The organism is Shinella zoogloeoides, assembly GCF_022682305.1.
Taxonomy (GTDB): domain Bacteria; phylum Pseudomonadota; class Alphaproteobacteria; order Rhizobiales; family Rhizobiaceae; genus Shinella; species Shinella zoogloeoides_B.
In genome coordinates this window covers 1,801,404-1,821,994 of the sequence record NZ_CP093528.1, presented here as the reverse complement: position 1 = coordinate 1,821,994, position 20,591 = coordinate 1,801,404, and the positions used below count along the sequence as shown (strand labels likewise).

Annotated in this window: 19 protein-coding genes; 8 read left to right on the top strand and 11 right to left on the bottom strand. The window is 64.9% G+C overall.

Features of this window, described 5'->3' with window-relative positions; all coding sequences use genetic code 11:
* Positions 1 to 26: 26 nt before the first annotated feature.
* The gene (locus tag MOE34_RS09315) at positions 27 to 1,007 is read right to left on the bottom strand and encodes a hypothetical protein (protein ID WP_242223867.1); all 981 of its coding nucleotides are present in this window, start codon (positions 1,005 to 1,007) and stop codon (positions 27 to 29) included.
* 107 nt (positions 1,008 to 1,114) lie between these two features.
* Here MOE34_RS09315 and MOE34_RS09310 point away from each other — a divergent pair, with 107 nt between their 5' ends.
* The 3 genes from MOE34_RS09310 to MOE34_RS09300 all read left to right on the top strand — a co-directional run bounded on the left by MOE34_RS09310 (position 1,115) and on the right by MOE34_RS09300 (position 3,538).
* Positions 1,115 to 1,699: a nitroreductase family protein gene (locus MOE34_RS09310; protein WP_242223108.1), complete on the top strand. Its 585-nt coding sequence runs from the start codon at positions 1,115 to 1,117 to the stop codon at positions 1,697 to 1,699.
* 4 nt (positions 1,700 to 1,703) lie between these two features.
* Complete coding sequence (locus MOE34_RS09305) at positions 1,704 to 2,312, top strand: flavin reductase family protein (protein WP_242223865.1); 609 nt, start codon at positions 1,704 to 1,706, stop codon at positions 2,310 to 2,312.
* A gap of 98 nt (positions 2,313 to 2,410) precedes the next feature.
* The gene (locus MOE34_RS09300) at positions 2,411 to 3,538 is read left to right on the top strand and encodes a DUF2336 domain-containing protein (protein WP_242223106.1); all 1,128 of its coding nucleotides are present in this window, start codon (positions 2,411 to 2,413) and stop codon (positions 3,536 to 3,538) included.
* A 54-nt stretch (positions 3,539 to 3,592) separates the two neighbouring features.
* Here the strand turns inward: MOE34_RS09300 and MOE34_RS09295 are convergent, their stop codons facing one another.
* Both MOE34_RS09295 and parE read right to left on the bottom strand, forming a co-directional pair.
* A complete protein-coding gene (locus MOE34_RS09295) occupies positions 3,593 to 4,015 on the bottom strand; it encodes a hypothetical protein (protein WP_242223104.1) in 423 nt (140 codons plus the stop codon).
* Positions 4,016 to 4,085: 70 nt separating this feature from the next.
* A complete protein-coding gene (parE, locus tag MOE34_RS09290; protein ID WP_242223102.1) occupies positions 4,086 to 6,161 on the bottom strand; it encodes a DNA topoisomerase IV subunit B in 2,076 nt (691 codons plus the stop codon).
* Positions 6,162 to 6,369: 208 nt separating this feature from the next.
* Between parE and MOE34_RS09285 the strand changes: the two genes are divergently transcribed.
* On the top strand, positions 6,370 to 7,254 hold the full coding sequence (locus MOE34_RS09285; RefSeq protein ID WP_242223100.1) for an alpha/beta hydrolase: 885 nt from the start codon (positions 6,370 to 6,372) through the stop codon (positions 7,252 to 7,254).
* Positions 7,255 to 7,264: 10 nt separating this feature from the next.
* On the opposite strand, the gene MOE34_RS09280 is transcribed toward MOE34_RS09285, so the two are convergent.
* The gene (locus tag MOE34_RS09280) at positions 7,265 to 7,909 is read right to left on the bottom strand and encodes a hypothetical protein (protein WP_242223098.1); all 645 of its coding nucleotides are present in this window, start codon (positions 7,907 to 7,909) and stop codon (positions 7,265 to 7,267) included.
* Between the two features lie 11 nt (positions 7,910 to 7,920).
* Positions 7,921 to 9,492 carry a caspase family protein gene (locus MOE34_RS09275; RefSeq protein WP_242223096.1) on the bottom strand — a complete coding sequence of 524 codons (1,572 nt, stop codon included), beginning with the start codon at positions 9,490 to 9,492 and terminating at the stop codon, positions 7,921 to 7,923.
* Positions 9,493 to 9,656: 164 nt separating this feature from the next.
* Between MOE34_RS09275 and tpiA the strand changes: the two genes are divergently transcribed.
* From tpiA to MOE34_RS09260, 3 genes are all read left to right on the top strand, one after another.
* Complete coding sequence (tpiA, locus tag MOE34_RS09270) at positions 9,657 to 10,427, top strand: triose-phosphate isomerase (protein ID WP_242223094.1); 771 nt, start codon at positions 9,657 to 9,659, stop codon at positions 10,425 to 10,427.
* A gap of 124 nt (positions 10,428 to 10,551) precedes the next feature.
* Positions 10,552 to 11,040, top strand: a complete 489-nt coding sequence (secG, locus tag MOE34_RS09265) for a preprotein translocase subunit SecG (protein ID WP_242223092.1) — start codon at positions 10,552 to 10,554, stop codon at positions 11,038 to 11,040.
* 145 nt (positions 11,041 to 11,185) lie between these two features.
* Positions 11,186 to 12,814, top strand: a complete 1,629-nt coding sequence (locus MOE34_RS09260; RefSeq protein ID WP_242223090.1) for a CTP synthase — start codon at positions 11,186 to 11,188, stop codon at positions 12,812 to 12,814.
* Positions 12,815 to 12,901: 87 nt separating this feature from the next.
* Here MOE34_RS09260 and MOE34_RS09255 read toward each other — a convergent pair whose 3' ends face one another.
* The 5 genes from MOE34_RS09255 to MOE34_RS09235 all read right to left on the bottom strand — a co-directional run bounded on the left by MOE34_RS09255 (position 12,902) and on the right by MOE34_RS09235 (position 17,836).
* A complete protein-coding gene (locus MOE34_RS09255; RefSeq protein ID WP_242223088.1) occupies positions 12,902 to 13,315 on the bottom strand; it encodes a BA14K family protein in 414 nt (137 codons plus the stop codon).
* A gap of 242 nt (positions 13,316 to 13,557) precedes the next feature.
* Positions 13,558 to 14,334 (bottom strand): amino acid ABC transporter ATP-binding protein, encoded by a 777-nt coding sequence (locus tag MOE34_RS09250; RefSeq protein ID WP_242223086.1) that lies wholly within the window; start codon positions 14,332 to 14,334, stop codon positions 13,558 to 13,560.
* Between the two features lie 16 nt (positions 14,335 to 14,350).
* Positions 14,351 to 15,505, bottom strand: coding sequence for an amino acid ABC transporter permease (locus tag MOE34_RS09245; protein ID WP_242223084.1), 1,155 nt, complete (start codon positions 15,503 to 15,505; stop codon positions 14,351 to 14,353).
* A gap of 1 nt (position 15,506) precedes the next feature.
* On the bottom strand, positions 15,507 to 16,715 hold the full coding sequence (locus MOE34_RS09240; protein WP_242223082.1) for an amino acid ABC transporter permease: 1,209 nt from the start codon (positions 16,713 to 16,715) through the stop codon (positions 15,507 to 15,509).
* Between the two features lie 92 nt (positions 16,716 to 16,807).
* Entirely contained in the window at positions 16,808 to 17,836 is a 1,029-nt protein-coding gene (locus MOE34_RS09235) for an amino acid ABC transporter substrate-binding protein (RefSeq protein ID WP_242223081.1), read from the bottom strand.
* A gap of 353 nt (positions 17,837 to 18,189) precedes the next feature.
* On the opposite strand from MOE34_RS09235, the gene MOE34_RS09230 reads away from it, so the two are divergent.
* Complete coding sequence (locus MOE34_RS09230; protein WP_242223078.1) at positions 18,190 to 19,380, top strand: cystathionine beta-lyase; 1,191 nt, start codon at positions 18,190 to 18,192, stop codon at positions 19,378 to 19,380.
* 42 nt (positions 19,381 to 19,422) lie between these two features.
* Here MOE34_RS09230 and MOE34_RS09225 read toward each other — a convergent pair whose 3' ends face one another.
* The gene (locus MOE34_RS09225; protein WP_242223076.1) at positions 19,423 to 20,580 is read right to left on the bottom strand and encodes an FAD-dependent monooxygenase; all 1,158 of its coding nucleotides are present in this window, start codon (positions 20,578 to 20,580) and stop codon (positions 19,423 to 19,425) included.
* Positions 20,581 to 20,591 lie beyond the last annotated feature (11 nt).

Sequence of the window (20,591 nt, the reverse complement as noted above, 5' to 3'; positions counted from 1 at the left end):
TTCGTTTATGGGATGGTTGGTCGCGCTCAGTCCACCACGTCCTCGGCGGCGGCCTTCTGGTCGTTGGCCTTTTCGTCGAGCAGCACCTCGACATCGGTGTTCATGCCGGCCTGCACCTGGAAATCGCGCTGGTAGATCTTGTTCTTGTTGCGGGCGACGGCGATGTAGCTGCCTTCCGCCAGAACCAGCGTCGGGAACGCGCCGACGCTTTCGGAGACCGTGTCGCCCGAGGATGTCAGGATCGACCAGGCCGTATCGGCGATCGCCTCGCCGCCCGGCTCGGAGACGAGCTTCAGCGTCAGTTTGGCGGCACGGTGCTGGATGGTGGCCCGCGTCAGCTTGCCCGCCTCCACCTGGATATCGGCGCGGATGACGGCATTGACCGTGCCGTAGTCGGAAACCACGTGGTAGGTGCCGGCGTTGAGGCGCACCACGGTGTTCGGCTTGACGTCATCCATGACGAGGTTGCGCTCGCCGTCCTCGCGCACTTCCGCGGCATAGACGGTAAAGCTCAATTCCTTCGGCGGAATGCGCACGTCCGGGCCGGAGACGGCGTTCAGCATGATGCCGCCGGCGTCGAGAACCATGGTCTGCTTGTCGACGGCACCCTCATCGGGCACGACGAGCTTCTTCGTCGCGCCGGCGCGGCCGAAGGCGACATTGACGAAATATTCGCCGGGCACGAGCTGGAACGCGGCCGTGCCGCCCTCCGATGTCGCCAGCAGCGGCAGCTTGCCGTCCGCGCCGGGAATGGGGGAAAAGACGCGCCAGGTCAGGCCATGCTCCATGGGCTGCCCGTCCTTGGTCAGCAGCGCCTCGCAGGTAACGTCGCGCAGGTTCTCCGGCATCGCCTCGCCGGTCACGATCGGGTTGAAGGAGGTGAGCTTGCTGCCCTTCAGCGGCGTGGTGACCTGCGAAAAGCTTTCGAGCGAATCCTGCGCCTGCGCGAGCGGCGCGGCAAGGCTCGCGGCGATGAGGCTCATGGCGGCGACGGGATGGATACGCATGCGCATGGGGATGGTTGACTTCCTGACTGTAAGGCTCCACTTGAAAGCCCTGCTAATGGCATTTTCAAGGCCGCGCCCGGCGGCCAGGATATTGGAACTCCCGCCCGATGAAAACCGAAATCAAGCTGATCGATTATCTTTCGACCCGCCGGTCGATCCCCGCCTTCCAGATGAGCGAGCCCGGCCCCTCGAAGAACGAGGTGGAGGAGATGCTGAAGCTCGCCTCGCGCGTGCCGGACCACGGCAAGCTCGCGCCCTGGCGCTTCATCGTCTATCGCGGCGAGGCGCGCCGGCGATTAAGCGAGGAACTGGCGAGGATCGCGATGGGCGACAAGCCGGACCTTGCCGAGGATATGGTGAAGGTGGAGAACACGCGGCTGACCCGCGCGCCCGTGGTGATCGCGGTCGTCAGCCGCGCGGCCCCACATTTCAAGATCCCGGAATGGGAACAGCTCATGTCGGCGGGCGCCGTCTGCCTCAACCTCGTCATGGCGGCCAATGCCTATGGTTTCGCGTCGAACTGGTTGTCGGAATGGTATGCCTTCGACGAGCGCGCCCATGGCATCCTCGGCGTGAATGCGGGCGAGAAGGTCGCCGGCTTCATCCATATCGGAACGCCGACCGTGCCGCCGACGGAGCGGCCGCGGCCGGAGCTGGCGGACATCGTCACGTGGATCGGCGATGACGCCTGACGCGCTGTTCTACGAGACGGCGGACAATGCGCACGGCCTGAGGCACGATCCCTTCAAGGCGATCGTCGCGCCGCGACCCATTGGCTGGATCGGCACAAGGGCGGCGGACGGGCGACGGAATCTCTCGCCATATTCGTTCTTCAATGCCGTGAGCGACACGCCGAAGCTCGTGATGTTCTCGTCCAGCGGACATAAGGACAGCGTGACGAATATCGAGGAGACCGGTGTCTTCACCTGCTCGCTTGCGAGTCGCCACCTTGCGGAGCGGATGAACGCGAGTTCGATCACTGTGCCCCATGGTGTCGACGAGTTCGAGATCGCCGGACTGACGGCCGTTACGGGCCGGCTGGTCGATGCGCCCTATGTGGGCGAGGCCTATGCCGCGCTCGAATGCAGGGCGACGCAAATCCTGCGGCCAGTCGATCTCGACGGGCGCGAATCAAACAATTGGATCGTGTTCGGGCAGGTTGTCGGCATCCATGTCAGCCCGGAAATCCTGAAGGACGGCATGATCGACATGGCGGTCGCCCGCCCGCTCGGGCGCATGGGCTATATGGATTATTGCGACGGCGGATCGGATGTCTTCGCCATGACGCGGCCGAAGTCCGGGTAAGGACGCCGTCACCGGCAGGTTAACGGACATGGTGAACCAATCTTAAACACTTTGGCGCTAGGGTGGTGCCAGTCGCGTTTAGGCGTTTGGGGCGTCCATTGATCGTTCATGCATTTCTCCGTTGGGTCGAGACCGCGCGGGCCGCCGATAGGGCGAAGGCTGCCAGCGTTCTGGCGCGAGCCTATGCCCGGGCGCGGATCGCGCCGGATGACCGGCGTGCGGCCGAGATGGCGATGATCTTCCTGCTCGACGATCCCGCGCCGCAGGTGCGGCTGGGACTGGCCGAGGCGCTGGCGGATAGCGAGGACGCGCCGCGCGCCGTCGTGCTGCCGCTTGCCGAGGACCAGCCGGAAATCGCCGCTCACATCCTTCTTTGTTCCCCCGTGCTGACGGACGCCGATCTCGTGGATATCGCGGCGAGGGGCGGCGAGGCGACGCGCATGCTGATCGCGCACCGCGCCTTCGTCTCGCGGCCTGTCTCGGCCGCGCTCGCCGAGGTCGGCGACAGGCCGGATCTTCTGGCGCTGCTGGAAAACGAGGGCGCGGCGATCTCCCGCCGCAGCCTGACGCGTATTGCGGACCGGTTCGGTCACGATGCGGAAATCCGGGCGCTGCTGCTCGACCGCGAGGACCTGCCGAGCGACGCGCGCCACGCGCTGGTCGAGAAGATCGGCTCGGCGTTGGCGGGCTTCGGTCTCATTCAGGCGGCGGTCGGCTCGAGCCGTGTCGAGCGCATCACGCGCGAGGCCTGCGACGTGGCGACGATCGGGATGGTGGCGGATGTCGCCTCCGGGGAAATGCCGGTGCTGGTGGAGCATCTACGCCTTGCCGGCAGGCTGACGCCGGTTTTCCTGATGCATGCGCTGTGCACAGGCCGGGCCGAATTCTTCGCCGTCTCCATCGCCAATCTTTCCGGGCAGGCGGAGCGGCGTGTGCGCTCCATCCTGTCGGATGGCCGCGAGGCGGCCGTGCGCGCGCTCTACGAGACCACGGGCCTCGGCCGCGATATCAGCGCGCTCTTCGCCGAAGCGACGATGCTGCTACGGCGTGAAGCGAAAGGCGGGGACGGCTTGCTTTCCGTCTCCGAAAGGCTGCTTTCACGCGCCCGTGGCGCGGAGGGCGCCTCCTGCCGGTCGATGCTGGAGATGGTCGAGCGGCTTGCCATCGCGGAACAGCGCCAGACGGCGCGCAGCTATGCGCTCATCGCTACGCGGGAAGCGGCGTAAGCCGGGAATTTTCCGCATGCGGCCTTCACGTCGTCCGGGCTGGTACTCCGGCGATCAATCCGCAAACCGTTTCACGACCCAGGAATAGCCGCTTTCGGCATAGCGCACGGGCGTCGTGACGGCCGCTTTGAGGGCGTCGGCGTCGGGGATCGCCTTCTTCACGAAGCCGAGCGCGCGCGCGGCAAGCCCCTGCTTTTCCTCCGCCGTTTCGACAGGAACGGGGATTTGCGCCCCTGTCTGGGCGTCGGCCGGGGTTTCAGGCGTGGCCACATCCGCGGTCATGCGATTGCCCGAGCTTTCGCAGACAGCGACGATGACAGGATAATTCTTGTTCTGGTGGCGGTTGATATAGGTCTCGGCCTGGGCGTCGCACAGCGCCACAGTCTGCCAGCTCCGGTCGACCGTGTCGATGTAGTGGCACTGGGTCGCGCTGTCGTCGCAGCCCATGATCGTCATGACGATGAGCGCTGCTTTCATGGCCGTCCTTTCCGCGTTGGATGGCCCCGGTTAGAGGCCGGCATTGCCGCGAAAGTATGGCGGCAACGCTTCAGATGTCGAGGTTGTCGGCGAAGACGGCGCGTTCCTGGATGAAGCGGAACCGGGCTTCCGGCTTGGTGCCCATCAGGTCGTCCACCGCCGTGCGCGTGCCCTCGAAATCGACGTCGTCGATGGCCACCTTCAGCAGGGTGCGCTTGGAGGGGTCCATCGTCGTTTCCTTGAGCTGCGCCGGCAGCATCTCGCCAAGGCCCTTGAAGCGGCCGATCTCCACCTTGCCGCGCCCGTTGAATTCGGTGCGCATCAACTCCTCCCGGTGCGGGTCGTCGCGCGCGTAGAGCGTCTTGCCGCCCTGGCTGAGGCGGTAGAGTGGCGGCACGGCGAGATAGAGATGCCCGCCGCGAATGAGTTCCGGCATCTCCTGATAGAAGAAGGTGATGAGCAGCGAGGCGATATGCGCACCGTCGACGTCGGCGTCGGTCATGACGATGACGCGCTCGTAGCGCAGGTCCTCGTCTCGATATTTCGAGCGCGTGCCACAGCCAAGCGCCTGCACGAGATCGGAAATCTGCTGGTTGGCGCCGAGCTTTTCGCGGCCGGCGCTCGCGACGTTGAGGATTTTTCCGCGTAGCGGAAGAATCGCCTGGTTGGCGCGGTTGCGCGCCTGCTTGGCCGAACCGCCGGCCGAATCGCCCTCCACGATGAAGAGTTCGGCGCCCTCGGCGGAATTCTGCGAGCAGTCGGCGAGCTTGCCGGGAAGGCGCAGCTTGCGGACGGCCGTCTTGCGGCTCACTTCCTTTTCCTTGCGGCGGCGCATGCGCTCTTCCGCGCGCTCGATCACCCATTCGAGGAGTTTCGCGGCCTCGGCGGGGTTGTCGGCAAGGTAGTGGTCGAAGGGGTCGCGCAGCGCGTTTTCGACGATGCGCTGGGCTTCCACGGTGGCGAGCTTGTCCTTCGTCTGGCCGACGAATTCCGGCTCGCGGATGAAGACCGAGAGCATGCCGACCGCCGAGATCATCACGTCGTCGGTGGTGATGGCGGCGGCGCGCTTGTTCTGCGTCAGTTCGGCGTAATTCTTCAGGCCCTTGGTGAGCGCGATGCGCAGGCCCGCCTCGTGCGTGCCGCCGTCTGCCGTCGGGATGGTGTTGCAATAGGAATGGATCAGCGAATCGCCGCCGTACCAGGTAACGGCCCATTCCAGAGAGCCGTGGCCGCCCGACTTCTCGCTCTTGCCGGCGAAAATCTCGCGCGTGACAGTGTATTCCTTGCCGAGCGTCGCCTGCAGGTAATCCTTCAGGCCGCCGGGGAAGTGGAAGACGGCCTTTTCCGGCGTCTCGGAGCCTTCCGGCAGGAGGGTGGGATCGCAGCTCCAGCGGATTTCCACGCCGCCGAAGAGATAGGCCTTGGAGCGGGCCATGCGGAAGACGCGGCCGGGATCGAAACGGGCATGCGCGCCGAAAATCTCCGGATCGGGATGGAAACGCACCTTCGTGCCGCGCCGGTTGTGCACGTCGCCAAGTTCCTCCAGGCCACCGACCGGCTTGCCGCGCGAAAAGCGCTGGCGATAGAGCTTCCTGTTGCGGGCGACCTCGACTTCGAGATGATCGGAAAGGGCGTTGACGACGGAGACGCCGACGCCGTGCAGGCCGCCCGAGGTCTCGTAGGCCTTGCCGTCGAACTTGCCGCCGGCATGAAGCACGGTGAGGATGACCTCCAGCGTCGACTTGCCCGGCATCTGCGGGTGGTTCTCGACCGGAATGCCGCGGCCGTTGTCGATGACGGTAAGATAGCCCTCGGCATCGAGATTGACCTCGATGAAATTGGCGTGGCCGGCGACCGCTTCGTCCATCGAGTTGTCGATGACTTCGGCGAAGAGGTGGTGCAGCGCCTTCTCGTCCGTGCCGCCGATATACATGCCCGGACGCATGCGCACCGGCTCGAGGCCTTCCAGCACGCGGATCGCCGAGGCGTCGTAGCCGCCGGAACCTTCGGCCTGGGCCTGGACCTGGGCCGGGTGGCTCTCGGGCACGGGGGCAGGGGCGCGCGCGGTCTTCTCCTCCGGCGCGGCGGGCTGCCGGGCGGGTTCGGAGGGCATGTTGGCGAAGAGGTCGTTACTGTCGTCTTGCATGGGCCGTTCAGAGTTTGTTCCGGTTGCCAGTTTCATCTCCCGATATGAAAGGATCGGGGGCTGGCGAAGATCAGGTCGTCGGCGAATCACGGATGACTCTGCCAGATTTCCCGGGTTTTCGCGATGTCCGGGTATGTCGAAGCCTGTGGAGGATTGCGTTGTGCGCGGGCGGATGGCAAGTATCGCCACCCCAAGGGAGCGCCGGTTCATGCCTCAGTCCACAGTTCATTGCCTCCGCCGGCTGGTTTTGGCCGCGGCCTTCGCCGCGCTGGCGGCCCAGGATGCCGCCGCGCTGACGCTGAAGCCGTGGAAAGACGAGCTTTTCGGCTATGGCCGGATCATTGAGACGGCGGATGACGGGGCGCTCCGCGTCGTCGATTATGAGGAGATGCGCGACATCAACGGCCGCGACCAGATCCCGGAGCGGCGGGTGAAGTCCGCCTATGTCTCCACGGCGGTGAAGAAGGCGCAGCGGAACCTGACGGTCGATACGCCCGCCGGGCCGCTTGACGTTGCGATGACCGGCAAGGAGGAAGGGGCGGCCTTCACGGTCATCTTTATCCACGGTCGTGGCGGGGATCGGCGGCTCGGCAACAACGACTGGAATTTCGGCGGTAATTTCAACCGCATCAAGAATCTCGCGCTGCAGAATGGCGGCGTCTACTACGCGCCGAGCGTGCCTTCCTTCGACGACAAGGGCGCGGCGCATGTCTCCGGTCTCATCCTGCGCGCCCGGGCGCTTTCGCCGGACAGGCCCGTCATCCTCGCCTGCGCCTCGATGGGCAGCTTCATCTGCGCCCGCGTGGCGCGCGACGCGACGGCGGTGAAGAACCTTGCCGGCATGGTGCTGATGGGCGGGGCGGCGGATGGCGACTATGCCAGGACCGCCGCCTTCAAGGCGAAGCTGCCGGTCTTCTTCACCCATGGCGATAGCGACAGCGTCTATGCGGCGAACGATCAGATCGCCGTCTTCCGCAAGCTGCGCAAGGCAGGCATTCCGACGCGTTTCGTGCTGTTCCAGACCGGCGGCCACGGCACGCCGGTGCGCATGACCGACTGGCGCGAGACGCTCAACTGGCTGCTGGCGCAGTAGGCTTCCTTCCTTACGTCGAGCGCAGGAGAATCTTGGTCGAGCCGACGGCGGCTGCGATCTGCCGGTAGTGGCTCGCCCGCTTCTCGGAATTCTCCGAGGCGCGCAGGAGCTGCGTCTGGGCTTCCTCGATGACCTGCCGAGCCTGATCCATGGCCTTTTCGAGATTGCGGCGGCGGATGGCCGTATAGGTCTTCGTCGTCTTGATCCGCGCATTGCCGCGAGAGCGGATGCGCGGGGCCTTGCTGTCGACATTGGCGGCCTGGATGCGGCCGAGCCTGCCGGCGGCCTGCCGGACGATCTGCCGGGCCTCGTCATAGGCCGGCCCCTTCGGGATGCGCTGGGCGATATCGAGAAGGCGCTGGCGCAGGCAATCGATGCGGTAGACCGGATCGTAGGCGGCGCATTCCTCGCTCGCCGCGCCGATGTTCCGGGCGATCGAGAGGGTGAGGTACTCGGTCGGCGTCGTCGTCTCGACGGAGGTGTGGCTCGACCCCTTGCCGGTCGTCAATCCGCCGGAGCCTCCCGTGGTCGTCGTGGTGCCGCCGCCACCGGGCGCCGGCGCCACCTGGCCGTAGGTCTCCGGCAGGCCGGCAAGCGTGAGCGCCGCCGCGAGGAGCGCGGTCTGGATCGAACGCAGGGCTTCCGGTTTCCTCATCGATACCTCCGCTATTGTGCCTGCCCGAAGGCGATGCGCATGCCGCGCTGCGTCCCCGCGCCGAGATCGCCGTCCAGGGCGCCGGCATAGAACCTGTTGCGCTGCAGCTCGGCCTGAAGCGCGCGGCGGGTTTCCGGCTTGAACATGGTCGGGCGGCTGGTGAGCTGCTCCAGTACGTCCGAAACGCCGGAGCGCAGCGCCTGGTAGAGATAGGCGGCCGCGTCTTCAGGCGTCTTTCCGGGGATCATGCCGTCGTCGATCAGCGCGGCGACGTTGAACATGGCTTGCGGATGGCGCAGGTCCGCTGCCTTGACGAAAAGCGCGATGGCCTGCTTCGCATCGCGCGGCAGGCCTTCGGCGCCCTGATAGTAGAGGAAGCCAAGATCGTTGATGGCGTCGGCAAAACCGAGATCGGCGGACCTGCGGTAGAGTTTCAGCGCCTCGGCGACGTTCTGCGGCGTGCCGATACCCTTTTCATGCAGCTTGCCGAGTTCGAACATGGCTTCTGCATCGCCGGCTTCGGCCGCCTTGCTGAACAACCGGAAGGCCTCGGCGGGCTGGAACTTTGCCGAATCCGGCGAGAGGGCCATGTAGCCGAGGCCGATCATGGCGCGGGTGTTGCCTTCCTCGGCAAGGCCCGCAAGCTGCCCGGCCTGATCGGGCTTCAGCGCCTGCCATTGGCTGGCCTTGTCGGTGATGGCAGCGACCTTGGCGTCCTCGCCGGCGAGGAAGAAAGGCGCACCGGAGAGCGAGCCGTAGAAATGCGGTTGCTGGCGGTTGGCCGTCAGCGTCATGACCCGGTCGCGGATCTGGCGGAAGACGAGGCCGATCTCGATATTGGGGCGTGGCAGGCTTTCGAGGACGGCGCTGGTGAAGGGGCTGTGTTCGCCTTCGCCGTCGAGCGCTACCTTGCCGCCCTCCGCCGCATAGACGACGAGCATGCCCTGCGAGGGATCGGGCGTGGAAAGTCCGCCGCTCCCCATAGCCGAGGCGCCCGCCGCCGCGGCAAGGCCGGGCGAGGCAGGGAAGGGGTTGTTGCGGCAGGAATCGAGGATGACGATGCGCAGCTTGCGGGCATGGGCGACGCTGCCGAGCACCGAGCGCAGGCTGACGGCCCGGTCGGGTATCTTCGCGGGATCGTCGATCTCGATATCGATGGGGATCAGGTAGTTCTCGCCGGCCGCCTCGACCCCGTGGCCGGCATAATAGACCATGGCGATGTCGGCCGTTTCCGACTTGCGGGAGAAGCCAGCTATCGTGTCCTTCATCTGGGCAAGGGGGACGTCGACGGCAAGATCCACCGTGAAGCCGAGCCGTTCGAGCATGGCGGCCACGGCGCGTGCGTCAGCCTCGGTGTTGCGCAGCGGCGCGATGGACGTATAGGCGGCCATGCCGACGACGAGCGCGACGCGCTTTGCGCCGAGTTCCCGCGAGGCCTCCGCTTCCTCCGCCGTCACGCGGCCGACGGCGGTCTTTATGGGCATCAGGCCGCGCGTCTGCGGCTGGCCCTCCTGCGCCATGGCGACGCCGGCAAGCAGAAGCGCGGCCGCCGCGCCGGCTATAAGGCGTCGTGAGGGAAGCATTCGCCCCATCCATCCTGCATGATCGAGTTCGCCCTGCGATATTACGGTTCAGAAACCCGCAATATTCAAGCCCGATTCCGGCCGCGCCGCCGCAGAACGCACCTTTTCTTGCCGGCCCCGATTTGCTACGCCCCATGCGGTTGATTTCATGGAAGGGGATGCTCATGACACCGGACGTTACACCGCTCGTCGCCGGGAACTGGAAGATGAACGGCACGCGCGCATCGCTCGACCAGATCAAGGCTATGGCCGAGGGGGTGAAGGGGCCGCTTTCGCAGAAGGTGGAAACGCTGATCTGCCCGCCGGCGACGCTTCTCTACGTGGCGACCGCGCTTTGCGACGACAGCCCGCTTCAGATCGGCGCGCAGGATTGCCATGAGAAGGCTTCCGGCGCGCATACCGGCGACGTCTCCGCCGAGATGATCGCGGATTGTTTCGGCACCCATGTCATCGTCGGCCATTCCGAGCGCCGCACGGACCACAAGGAGAGCGACGCGCTGGTGCGCGCCAAGGCGGAGATCGCCCACCAGAACGATCTGGTCGCCATCGTCTGCATCGGCGAGACCGGCGACGAGCGCAAGGCGGGCAAGACGCTCGACGTGCTGAAGACGCAGCTTGCCGCCTCCGTGCCGGATGGCGCAACGGCGGAAAATACCGTCATCGCCTATGAGCCTGTCTGGGCGATCGGCACCGGACTGACCCCGACGGTGGCGGATGTGGAGGAGGCGCATGCCTTCATGCGCGCCGAACTGACCGCCCGCTTTGCCGGCGAGGGCGCGAAGATGCGCATTCTCTACGGCGGCTCGGTCAAGCCGGGCAATGCCGGGGAGTTGATGGGCGTCGCCAATGTCGACGGCGCGCTGATCGGCGGGGCGAGCTTGAAATCCGACGACTTCCTTGCCATCTACCGCGCATACGAAGCGCTGACGGCCTGAGGCTTTCTCCGCCTGCTCCGCAAAAGGGCGGGCGGATTGGCCGGTAAGGGCTTGGAATGGCGCACGGCTTGGTATATTGAGCCGCAAACCTGAAATGTGAGCCGTCTGGCCGGGACCTGAAAACATGCAGACCATCTTGCTCGTCATCTATCTCATGGTCGTCGTCGCACTGATCGGCGTCGTGCTGATCCAGCGCTCGGAAGGCGGTGGCCTCGGCATCGGCGGCGGCTCCGGCTTCATGTCGGCGCGCGGCACGGCCAATGCCCTGACGCGCACCACGGCGATCCTTGCCACGCTGTTCTTCGTCCTGGCGCTCGGCATGGGCATCCTTGCCCGCTACCAGACGCAGCCGACCGACATCCTCGACCGCATTCCGGGCACGACCGGCACGGGCGGCGTTCTCGACGCACTGGGCGGCCAGCAGCAGAGCCAGGGTACGCAGACCGACACGAACCAGACGCCCGCAACGACCGGCACGGATGCCGTTCCGACCGAGGGTGGCGCTGCTACCGGCACCGGCGACACGCCGGCGAATTCCGGGACGGCGACTGGCGCCGGCACGGGTGCCGCGACGGGGCAGGGCGGCAACGCCGGCGTTCCGAGCGGCCAGTAAGCCGCGGAAACGAAAACAAACCGGCCGGTTGGCGCAAACCAACCGGCCTTCTTCTGTGTAAAACGCCGATTGCGACTTCCGAAATCACGGTCAAGGTGATTTTTCGGTGGCGGAATCGATTTTGAAAAGGTATCCGGTGACTCCCATGGCGCGATATGTATTCATCACAGGCGGCGTGGTTTCTTCCCTCGGAAAAGGCATTGCCGCCGCTGCACTCGGAGCTCTCCTTCAGGCCCGCGGTTACCGCGTTCGCCTCCGGAAGCTGGACCCCTATCTCAACGTCGACCCGGGCACCATGAGCCCGACGCAGCACGGCGAGGTGTTCGTCACCGACGACGGCGCGGAGACCGACCTCGACCTTGGCCACTACGAGCGCTTCACCGGCCGCTCTGCCACCAAGACCGACAACATCACCACCGGCCGCATCTACAAGAACATCATCGACAAGGAACGCCGCGGCGACTATCTCGGCGCGACCGTGCAGGTCATTCCGCACGTCACCAACGAGATCAAGAACTTCGTCACCGAAGGCAATGACGACTACGACTTCGTGCTCTGCGAGATCGGCGGCACGGTGGGCGACATCGAGGCCATGCCCTTCATGGAAGCGATCCGCCAGCTCGGCAACGACCTGCCGCGCGGCACCGCCGTCTATGTCCACCTGACGCTGATGCCCTACATCCCGGCCGCCGGCGAGCTGAAGACCAAGCCGACGCAGCACTCCGTCAAGGAGTTGCAGGCCATGGGTATTCACCCGGACATCCTGCTGGTGCGCGCCGACCGGGAAATCCCCGAAGCCGAGCGCAAGAAGCTCTCGCTGTTCTGCAACGTGCGCCCGACCGCCGTGATCCAGGCGCTTGACGTCGCGTCGATCTACGACGTGCCGCTCGCCTATCACAAGGAAGGCCTCGACGACGAGGTTCTGGCCGCCTTTGGCATCGAGCCGGCCCCGAAGCCGCGGCTCGACGCCTGGCAGAAGGTTTCCGACCGCATCAAGACGCCGGAAGGCGAGGTGACCATCGCCATCGTGGGCAAGTACACCGGCCTCAAGGATGCCTACAAGTCGCTGATCGAGGCGCTCTACCACGGCGGCATCGCCAACCACGTCAAGGTCAAGCTCGAGTGGATCGAGTCGGAGGTCTTCGAGAAGGAAGATCCGGCGCCCTACCTCGAGAAGGTGCACGGCATCCTCGTTCCCGGCGGTTTCGGCGAACGCGGTTCCGAAGGCAAGATCAATGCGGCGCGCTTTGCCCGCGAGCGCAAGGTGCCCTATTTCGGCATCTGCTTCGGCATGCAGATGGCGGTCGTGGAAGCGGCGCGCAACCTTGCCGGCATCGAGAAGGCCTCCTCCACTGAATTCGGCAAGACGGCCGAGCCGGTCGTCGGCCTGATGACGGAATGGGTGAAGGGCAACGATCTGGAGAAGCGTTCGGCGGCCGGCGATCTCGGCGGCACGATGCGCCTTGGCGCTTACCGCGCCTCGCTGAAGGGCGGCACGAAGATCGCCGACATCTACGGCTCGACGGACATTTCCGAACGCCATCGCCATCGCTACGAGGTCAATGTCGACTACAAGCAGAAGCTGGAAGGCTGCGGCCTCGTCTTCTCCGGCATGTCGCCGGACGGCCTCCTGCCGGAAACGGTCGAATATGCCGACCATCCGTGGTTCATCGGCGTGCAGTATCACCCGGAATTGAAGAGCCGTCCGCTCGACCCGCATCCGCTCTTCGCCAGCTTCGTGGAGGCGGCGCTGGAGCAGAGCCGCCTCGTTTGAGGCAAGCGAAGGATCAATAAAAACCCGGCATTCCTGCCGGGTTTTTTGTTGCCCTACAGTCCTGAAAGCCTGGCCCGGAGGCAATCCCTATCGCGAGTAGGGCGAGATGCATTCCTTGCGCGGGCCGTAATTGGGCTGGAACGTATTGTCGTAGGCGCGATAGGACCTGTAGCGGTTCGCGCACCAGCTCACATGCGAATCACCCGTGCCCCGGTCGTTGGCAATCGCGCCACCGATCGCAGCACCGAGGCCGAAGGCGGCCAGCGGATACCACCATCCGTCCGAATGGCGGCGGTAGCCCGGGCGGTGGTAACGGGAGCCACGATGGCCGTGCCAGCGGCGTTCCATCCGGCGGTCGTAGCTATACTGCACCTTTTCGACGGCGGACGCCGCGGGAACGGGGACGTTCGCGAAGGTAACCGCCTGCGCGGGAATGACCGAAGTGACAGCAAGGGCGAAAGAGATGGCGCCTGCGCCAAGGCTGGTTCTGAGCTTCAACATGGTGGAACCTTTCTGCTTGTTCGCAATCATAACGCGCCGGAGCGGGGTGGGTTCCAAATCCCAGCCGGGCGTGTTCGAGCCATGAATGAATGGCTCCGTCTCTCGGTTCTCGATGCGACCCGATGAGCGTGGAGAGAGCAAGGACGGGCCGGCGGGGTATGCCGAAACGCCCTCTCGCATCATGCCCAAACAAAAAGGCGGGCCATTGAGCCCGCCTCTTTTCCGGTTCGATGCCGATCCGCTCAGTGCAGGATCTGGCTGAGGAACAGCTTGGTGCGCTCGTGCTGCGGATTGTCGAAGAACTCGGCCGGCGAGTTCTGCTCGACGATCTGGCCCTGGTCCATGAAGATGACGCGGTTGGCGACCTGGCGGGCGAAGCCCATTTCGTGCGTCACGCACAGCATGGTCATGCCTTCCTCGGCCAGCGAGACCATGGTGTCGAGCACTTCCTTCACCATTTCCGGGTCGAGTGCGGAGGTCGGCTCGTCGAAGAGCATGATCTTCGGCTTCATGCAGAGCGAGCGGGCGATCGCCACGCGCTGCTGCTGGCCGCCCGAGAGCTGGCCCGGATACTTGTTGGCCTGTTCGGGGATCTTGACGCGCTTGAGGTAGTGCATCGCCACTTCCTCGGCATCCTTCTTCGGCATCTTGCGCACCCAGATCGGGGCCAGCGTGCAGTTTTCCAGGATCGTCAGGTGCGGGAAGAGATTGAAGTGCTGGAACACCATGCCGACTTCGCGGCGCACTTCGTCGATCTTCTTCAGGTCGTTGGTCAGCTCGATGCCGTCGACGAGGATCTGGCCCTTCTGATGCTCTTCCAGACGGTTGATGCAGCGGATCATCGTGGACTTGCCCGAGCCGGACGGGCCGGCGATGACGATGCGCTCGCCCTTCATGACCTTCAGGTTGACGTCGCGCAGAACGTGGAAGTCGCCGTACCACTTGTTCATGTTGACGATCTCGACGGCGACGTCCGTCGCGGAGACCGTCATCTGTTGCGCCTGGGCTTGGTTGGCCATTGTTGTTTCCTCTCAGTTATCTCTTGTGGTTCGTGTCGAGCCGGCGTTCCACGAAGGCCGAGTAGCGCGACATGCCGAAGCAGAAAATCCAGAATGTGAAGCCGGCGAAGATCAGGCCCGTCAAGGGCGTGACAGGCGTGATCCAGCCCGAGTCCCCAAAACTTGCCTTCACGATGCCGAGCAGGTCGTACATCGAGATGATCGTGACGAGGGACGTATCCTTGAACATGCCGATGAAGGTGTTCACGATGCCGGGGATCACGAGCTTGATGGCCTGCGGAAGCACGATGAAGGTCATTTTGTGGAAGTAGTTTAGACCAAGAGCATCGGCCGCTTCATATTGTCCTTTCGGAATGGCTTGAAGACCGCCGCGAATAACCTCCGCCATATAGGCGGACGCGAAGATCGACACGCCGATGAGCGCGCGCAGGAACTTGTCGATATTGTTGCCCGGCTCCAGGAAGAGCGGCAGCAGCACGCTCGCCATGAAGAGGACGGTGATCAGCGGCACGCCGCGGATCAATTCGATGAAAACGATGCAGACCGTTTTCATCACCGGCATCCTCGACCGGCGTCCGAGCGCCAGCAGGATACCCGCCGGCAGCGAGACGACGATGCCGACGAAGGACAGCACGAGCGTCACCATCAGGCCGCCCCAGAGCGACGTTTCCACATGCCTGAGACCGAACATGCCGCCGAGCAGCAGGATGTAGGAGACGATGGGGAAGGCCACCAGCAGCAGAAGGGCGTTGAGGCCCTTGCGCGGCACCCGGGGTATCAGCAGGGGAACGAGCAGCGCCACGAACATCGCAACGACCAGCAGAGGACGCCACAGCTCGTCGCGCGGATAGGAGCCGAACATGAACTGCACGAATCGGTCGTTCACATAGGCCCAGCACGCGCCGCTCCACCCGGAGGGCAACTGGCCGCCCTGGTCGACGGTGAGGCAGGCGGTGCGGTCGGAACCGCTCCAGACGGCGGAGAAGAACAGCCAGTTGAAGGCCTTTGGCAGGTAATAGAGGATCACCGTGATGGCGAGAACGGTCAGGATGCCGTCCTTCCACGAGGCGAAAAGATTGTTGCGGATCCAGGCGAGGGCCGACTTTTCGGATGCCGGCGGCTTCTCGGCCTCCAGGAAGTGGTCGCGCAGATAGGTAATGTTCTCGGTCATCTCAGCGCTCCACCAGGGCCATCTTGGCATTGAACCAGTTCATGAACAGCGAGGTGATGAGGCTGATCGAGACATAGACCAGCATCCAGATCGAGATGATCTCGATCGACTTGCCCGACTGGTTGAGGATGGTGCCGCCGACCGCAACGAGATCGGCGTAACCGACCGCCACCGCGAGCGAGGAGTTCTTGATGAGGTTGAGATATTGCGAGGTGAGCGGCGGGATGATGATCCTGAGCGCCTGCGGCAGCACGACGAGGCGGGTCGTATGGCCCGAGCGCAGGCCGAGCGCGAACGCGGCCTCGGACTGGCCCTTCGGCACACCGCGGATGCCGGCGCGCACGATCTCGGCGATGAAGGCGGCCGTGTAGAGCGACAGGGCGAGGTAAAGCGCCAGGAATTCCGGCCCGATGACCATGCCGCCCTTCATGTTGAAGGAGCCCGGTACGGGATAGTCGAGCGTCATCGGCTGGCCCATCGCGATGAAGACGCCGAGCGGGAGGAGCAGGACGAGCGCGAGATTGATCCACAGCACCGGCGGGCGCTGGCCCGTGGCGCGCTGGCGGGCATTGGCCCAGATCGTGAAGGCGATGGCGGCGATGACGCCCAGCACGAAGGCGGCAAGCACGATCCCGAAGCCTTCGCCGAAGACCGGGGCCGGCATGTAGATGCCGCGATTGGAGATGAAGAAGACCGCGTCGGGGTTTTCCTTCACGCTCTGGAAGATGGTGCGGATCGACGGCAGCAGGGCGAGAACGCCGAGATACCAGAAGAAGATGACCAGCAGCGGCGGGATGTTGCGGAAGATTTCCACATAGACCGTGCAGAGCTTGGCGATCAGCCAGTTGTGCGACAGGCGTCCGACGCCGACCAGAAGGCCGACGATCGTGGCGGTCACGATGCCGACGGCGGCGACGACCAGCGTGTTGATGAGGGCGACCTGCAGCGCGCGGAAATAGGTCGAATCGCTCGAATAGGCGATCAGCGTCTGCGCGATGTCGAAGCCGGCGCGGCTGTTGAGGAAGCCGAAGCCGGCCGTCATGTTGGCGCGGGCGAGGTTCTGGACGACGTTGTTCCAGGCGTACCAGACGGCCGCGACGATCACGACGAACGTGACGACCTGATAGACGATGCTTCTCAGTGCAGGATTGTAGAGAAGAGATACCTTCGGCGGTTCGCCGGACCCTGTTCGGGCATCCGCAAGAGCCATGCATTTCCCCTGACGTTGTTTCGCCCTGTTTTCCGGGCGTTAGCTGAAAAGGGAGGGCAATGGCTTGCCCTCCCGGATCGATTCGATGCCGCTTAGCGGATCGGCGGCGCGTACTGCAGGCCGCCCTTCGTCCACAGGCCGTTCAGGCCGCGGGCGATCTTGAGCGGGGAGCCTTCGCCGACATTGCGCTCGAAGGATTCGCCATAGTTGCCGACTGCCTTGATGATCTGCACGGCCCAGTCCTTCGGCAGGCCGAGGTCGGCGCCGATGGTGGAGTCAGCCTCTTCGCCGAGGAAGCGCTTGATGTCCGGGTTGGCGGACTTCTTCATCTCCTCGACATTGGCCGTCGTGATGCCGAATTCCTCGGCGGCGACCATGGCGTAATGCGACCAGGATACGATGTCGAACCACTTGGAATCGTTCTGGCGAACGGCCGGGCCGAGCGGCTCCTTGGAGATGATTTCCGGCAGAACCATGTGGTCGTCCGGGTTGGTCATCTTCAGGCGGATCGAGTAGAGGCCCGAGGCGTCGGTCGTGTAGGCGTCGCAGCGGCCGGCATTGTAGGCGGCGTCCGCTTCGTCCTGCGCTTCGAAGACGACCGGCTTGAAGTCCATGTTGTTGGAGCGGAAGAAGTCGGCGAGGTTCAGTTCCGTCGTCGTGCCGGACTGTACGCAGACCGACGCGCCGGACAGTTCCAGGGCGGACTTCACGCCGAGTTCCTTCTTCACCATGAAGCCCTGGCCGTCATAGTAGTTCACGGCGCGGAAATCGAAGCCGAGCTGCGAATCGCGGCTGACGCTCCAGGTGGTGTTGCGGGCAAGAATATCGATTTCGCCGGACTGCAGGGCCGGGAAGCGGTCCTTAGCCGAGAGCGGCGTGTACTTCACCTTGGTGGCATCGCCGAAGACGGCAGCGGCCACGGCCTTGCAGAGGTCGATGTCGAGGCCGGCCCAGTTGCCTGCCGAATCCTGCGCGCCGAAACCGGCGAGGTTCGAGCCGTTCACGCCGCACTGCACGAAGCCCTTGGCCTTCACGTCAGAGAGCGTGTCTGCCTGTGCTGCCGTTGCGCCAAGCCCCAGCACGGCGGCGCCGACGAGCGCCGTCACGATTTTTTTTGCCATTTTTTACAACCCTTTTCGTTGTCTTTATTTGTCCGCGGCTCTCGCGCCCTGACAGGCGCGACCGCGGAACCCGCCACCCTCCCGGCGCGAGGTGTCTTATCTCATGCTCAAATTTCCGCAGGGTCAAGGGAGAGCGGCCATTTTCCGGCTGGTAACCCAAATTTGTCGGCATTTGACCGATTCTTGGGCAAAAAATCGGGGATTTGTGCAGAAAGCCGCCCGGAAAAACCACTTGTGTAACAATTGTAGCGCTTTGGATGCCGTCTTATCCTGCGGCATGGGGGTTGACCTCACCTGCGGCGTGGCGAAAAGTCGACGCCGTCAGATCCCTCGCATTCCTCCGGAACGAAACCATGAAAAACAGAGACGAAATCCTCGCCGGCGCCGGCGTGAACACCCGCCTTGCCCATGCCGGCAACGACCCGGCCGATTATTACGGTTTCGTCAACCCGCCCGTCGTCCATGCCTCCACCGTGCTCTTCCCGAATGCCGCGACCATGGAAAACCGCGCGCAGAAATACACCTACGGCACGCGCGGCACGCCGACGACCGACGCGCTCTGCGCGGCCATCGACGAGCTGGAAGGCTCGGCCGGCACCATCCTCGTTCCCTCGGGCCTTGCCGCCGTCACCGTGCCGTTCCTGGCCTATCTTTCGGCCGGCGACCATGCGCTGATCGTCGATTCGGTCTACCATCCGACGCGCCATTTCTGCGACACGATGCTGAAGCGCCTCGGCGTGACGGTCGAGTATTACGATCCGATGATCGGCGCCGGCATCGAGGCGCTGATCAAGCCGAACACGAAGCTGGTACATACTGAGGCGCCGGGTTCCAATACCTTCGAAATGCAGGATATTCCGGCCATTGCCGCCGCCGCCCACAAGCACGGCGCGGTCGTGACCATGGACAATACCTGGGCGACGCCGCTCTATTTCCGTCCGCTCGATTTCGGCGTGGACGTCTCCATTCATGCGGCGACGAAGTATCCGGCCGGGCATTCGGACGTGCTGTTCGGCACCGTCTCGGCCAATACCGTCCATTGGGAACAGTTGCTGGAGGCGCAGATCACGCTCGGCACCTGCGCCTCGCCGGACGATTCCTACCAGGTGCTGCGCGGCCTTCGCACCATGGGCGTGCGGCTGGAGCGCCATCAAGAGAGCGCGCTCGAACTGGCGCGCTGGCTGGAGGGCGTCGATGGCGTTTCCCGCGTGCTGCACCCGGCGCTGCCGAGCTTCCCGGGCCATGACCTCTGGAAGCGGGATTTCAAGGGCGCGAGCGGCATCTTCTCCATCGTTCTCGACGGTGTCGCGGCGGATCGCCACAAGGCGAAGGCCCATGCCTTCCTCGATGCGCTCAGCCTCTTCGGCCTCGGCTATTCATGGGGCGGCTTCGAGTGCCTTGCCGTGCATGTGAACCTCTCCGACCGCCGGGTGGCCAAGGGGCCGACCGAGGGGCCGGTGCTGCGCCTGCAGATCGGTCTGGAGGACGTGAAGGATATCCGGGCGGATATCGAGCGCGGCCTGACGGCGGCGCGGGCCGTTTGATCTTCTGAGACCGACCCTCATCCGGTAGGCGGATGAGGGGGCTCACTCCGGCGTTCTATACCCGTAGAGCCAGTCGAAATCGGCTGCGAGGTCTTCCGGCTTGCGCAACGACAGCACCAGATTGCGGGCGAGGGCGACAGGACCGCGGGCGTGATAGGCGAAGCGGTTGAAGGCGCCGCGGCTGCGCACCCGGGCGACGCGCGCCCGGCGGGTTTTCTCGAAGCTGCCGAGAGCGGCCGTCTTGTCCGTGGCCGTCGCCAATCTTTCCGCGAGCAGCGCCGCGTCCTCGATCGCCATTGCAGCGCCCTGCGCCGCGAATGGCGTCATGGCATGGGCGGCGTCGCCGATCAGCACGGTTCTTCCATCTGTCCATGCGCCGTCCGGGCAGCCGAAGAGCGGCCAGACCAACGGGTCTTTCGCATCGGGCAGGAGACGGCGGATATCCGTGTGCCAGGTGGCGAAGGCGCTCAGCAGGCGCGCGCGGGTCGTGCTGTCGCCCCGGCGTAGCCAGCCTTCCGCCGGTGCCTCCGGCTGGGCATGGATGGCGACGATGTTGAAGGCCTGGACCTTGGCCAGCGGATAGGCGACGAGATGGGCGTGCGGCCCGAGGAAAGCCGTCACGGCGCGCGGATCGAGAAAGGCGGGCGCCGTATCGTAGGGTACGAGGAAGCGCCAGGCGACATTGCCGGAATACCGGGCGGGAAGGGCGCCGGGCACCGCTTGCCTGAGCCGCGACCAGACGCCGTCCGCGGCGATGAGGATGTCGGCCGGCGCGATGGCGAGCGCCGCGTCGGCGGTCTCGATTCGCTCGCCCATCGTCAGCGTGCACAACGACTCCCGGTGAACCGCATCCAGCAGCACGGCCTGTAGCGAGGCGCGATGCAGGACGCCGTAGGGCGCATGCCAGCGGTTGCGGGCGGACACGCCGGCCGGGACCGAGGCGAGGGGGGAGAGCGAGAGGCCGGAGGCCAGCAGGATGCGGTCGGGTTCCGTCCAGCGCGCGCGCAGCGCATCGATAAGGCCGAGGTCGGCGAGGATGCGCGAGGCGTTGGGCGAAAGCTGGAGGCCGGCGCCGACCTCTTCGAGGGCCGGGGCCTGTTCGATGATGTGGGAAGCGATGCCCTTGCGGGCCAGCGCAAGCGCCGCCGTCAGGCCGGCAATACCGGCGCCGACGATGGTCGTGGTCTTGACGGTGGACATGGGGATACCGG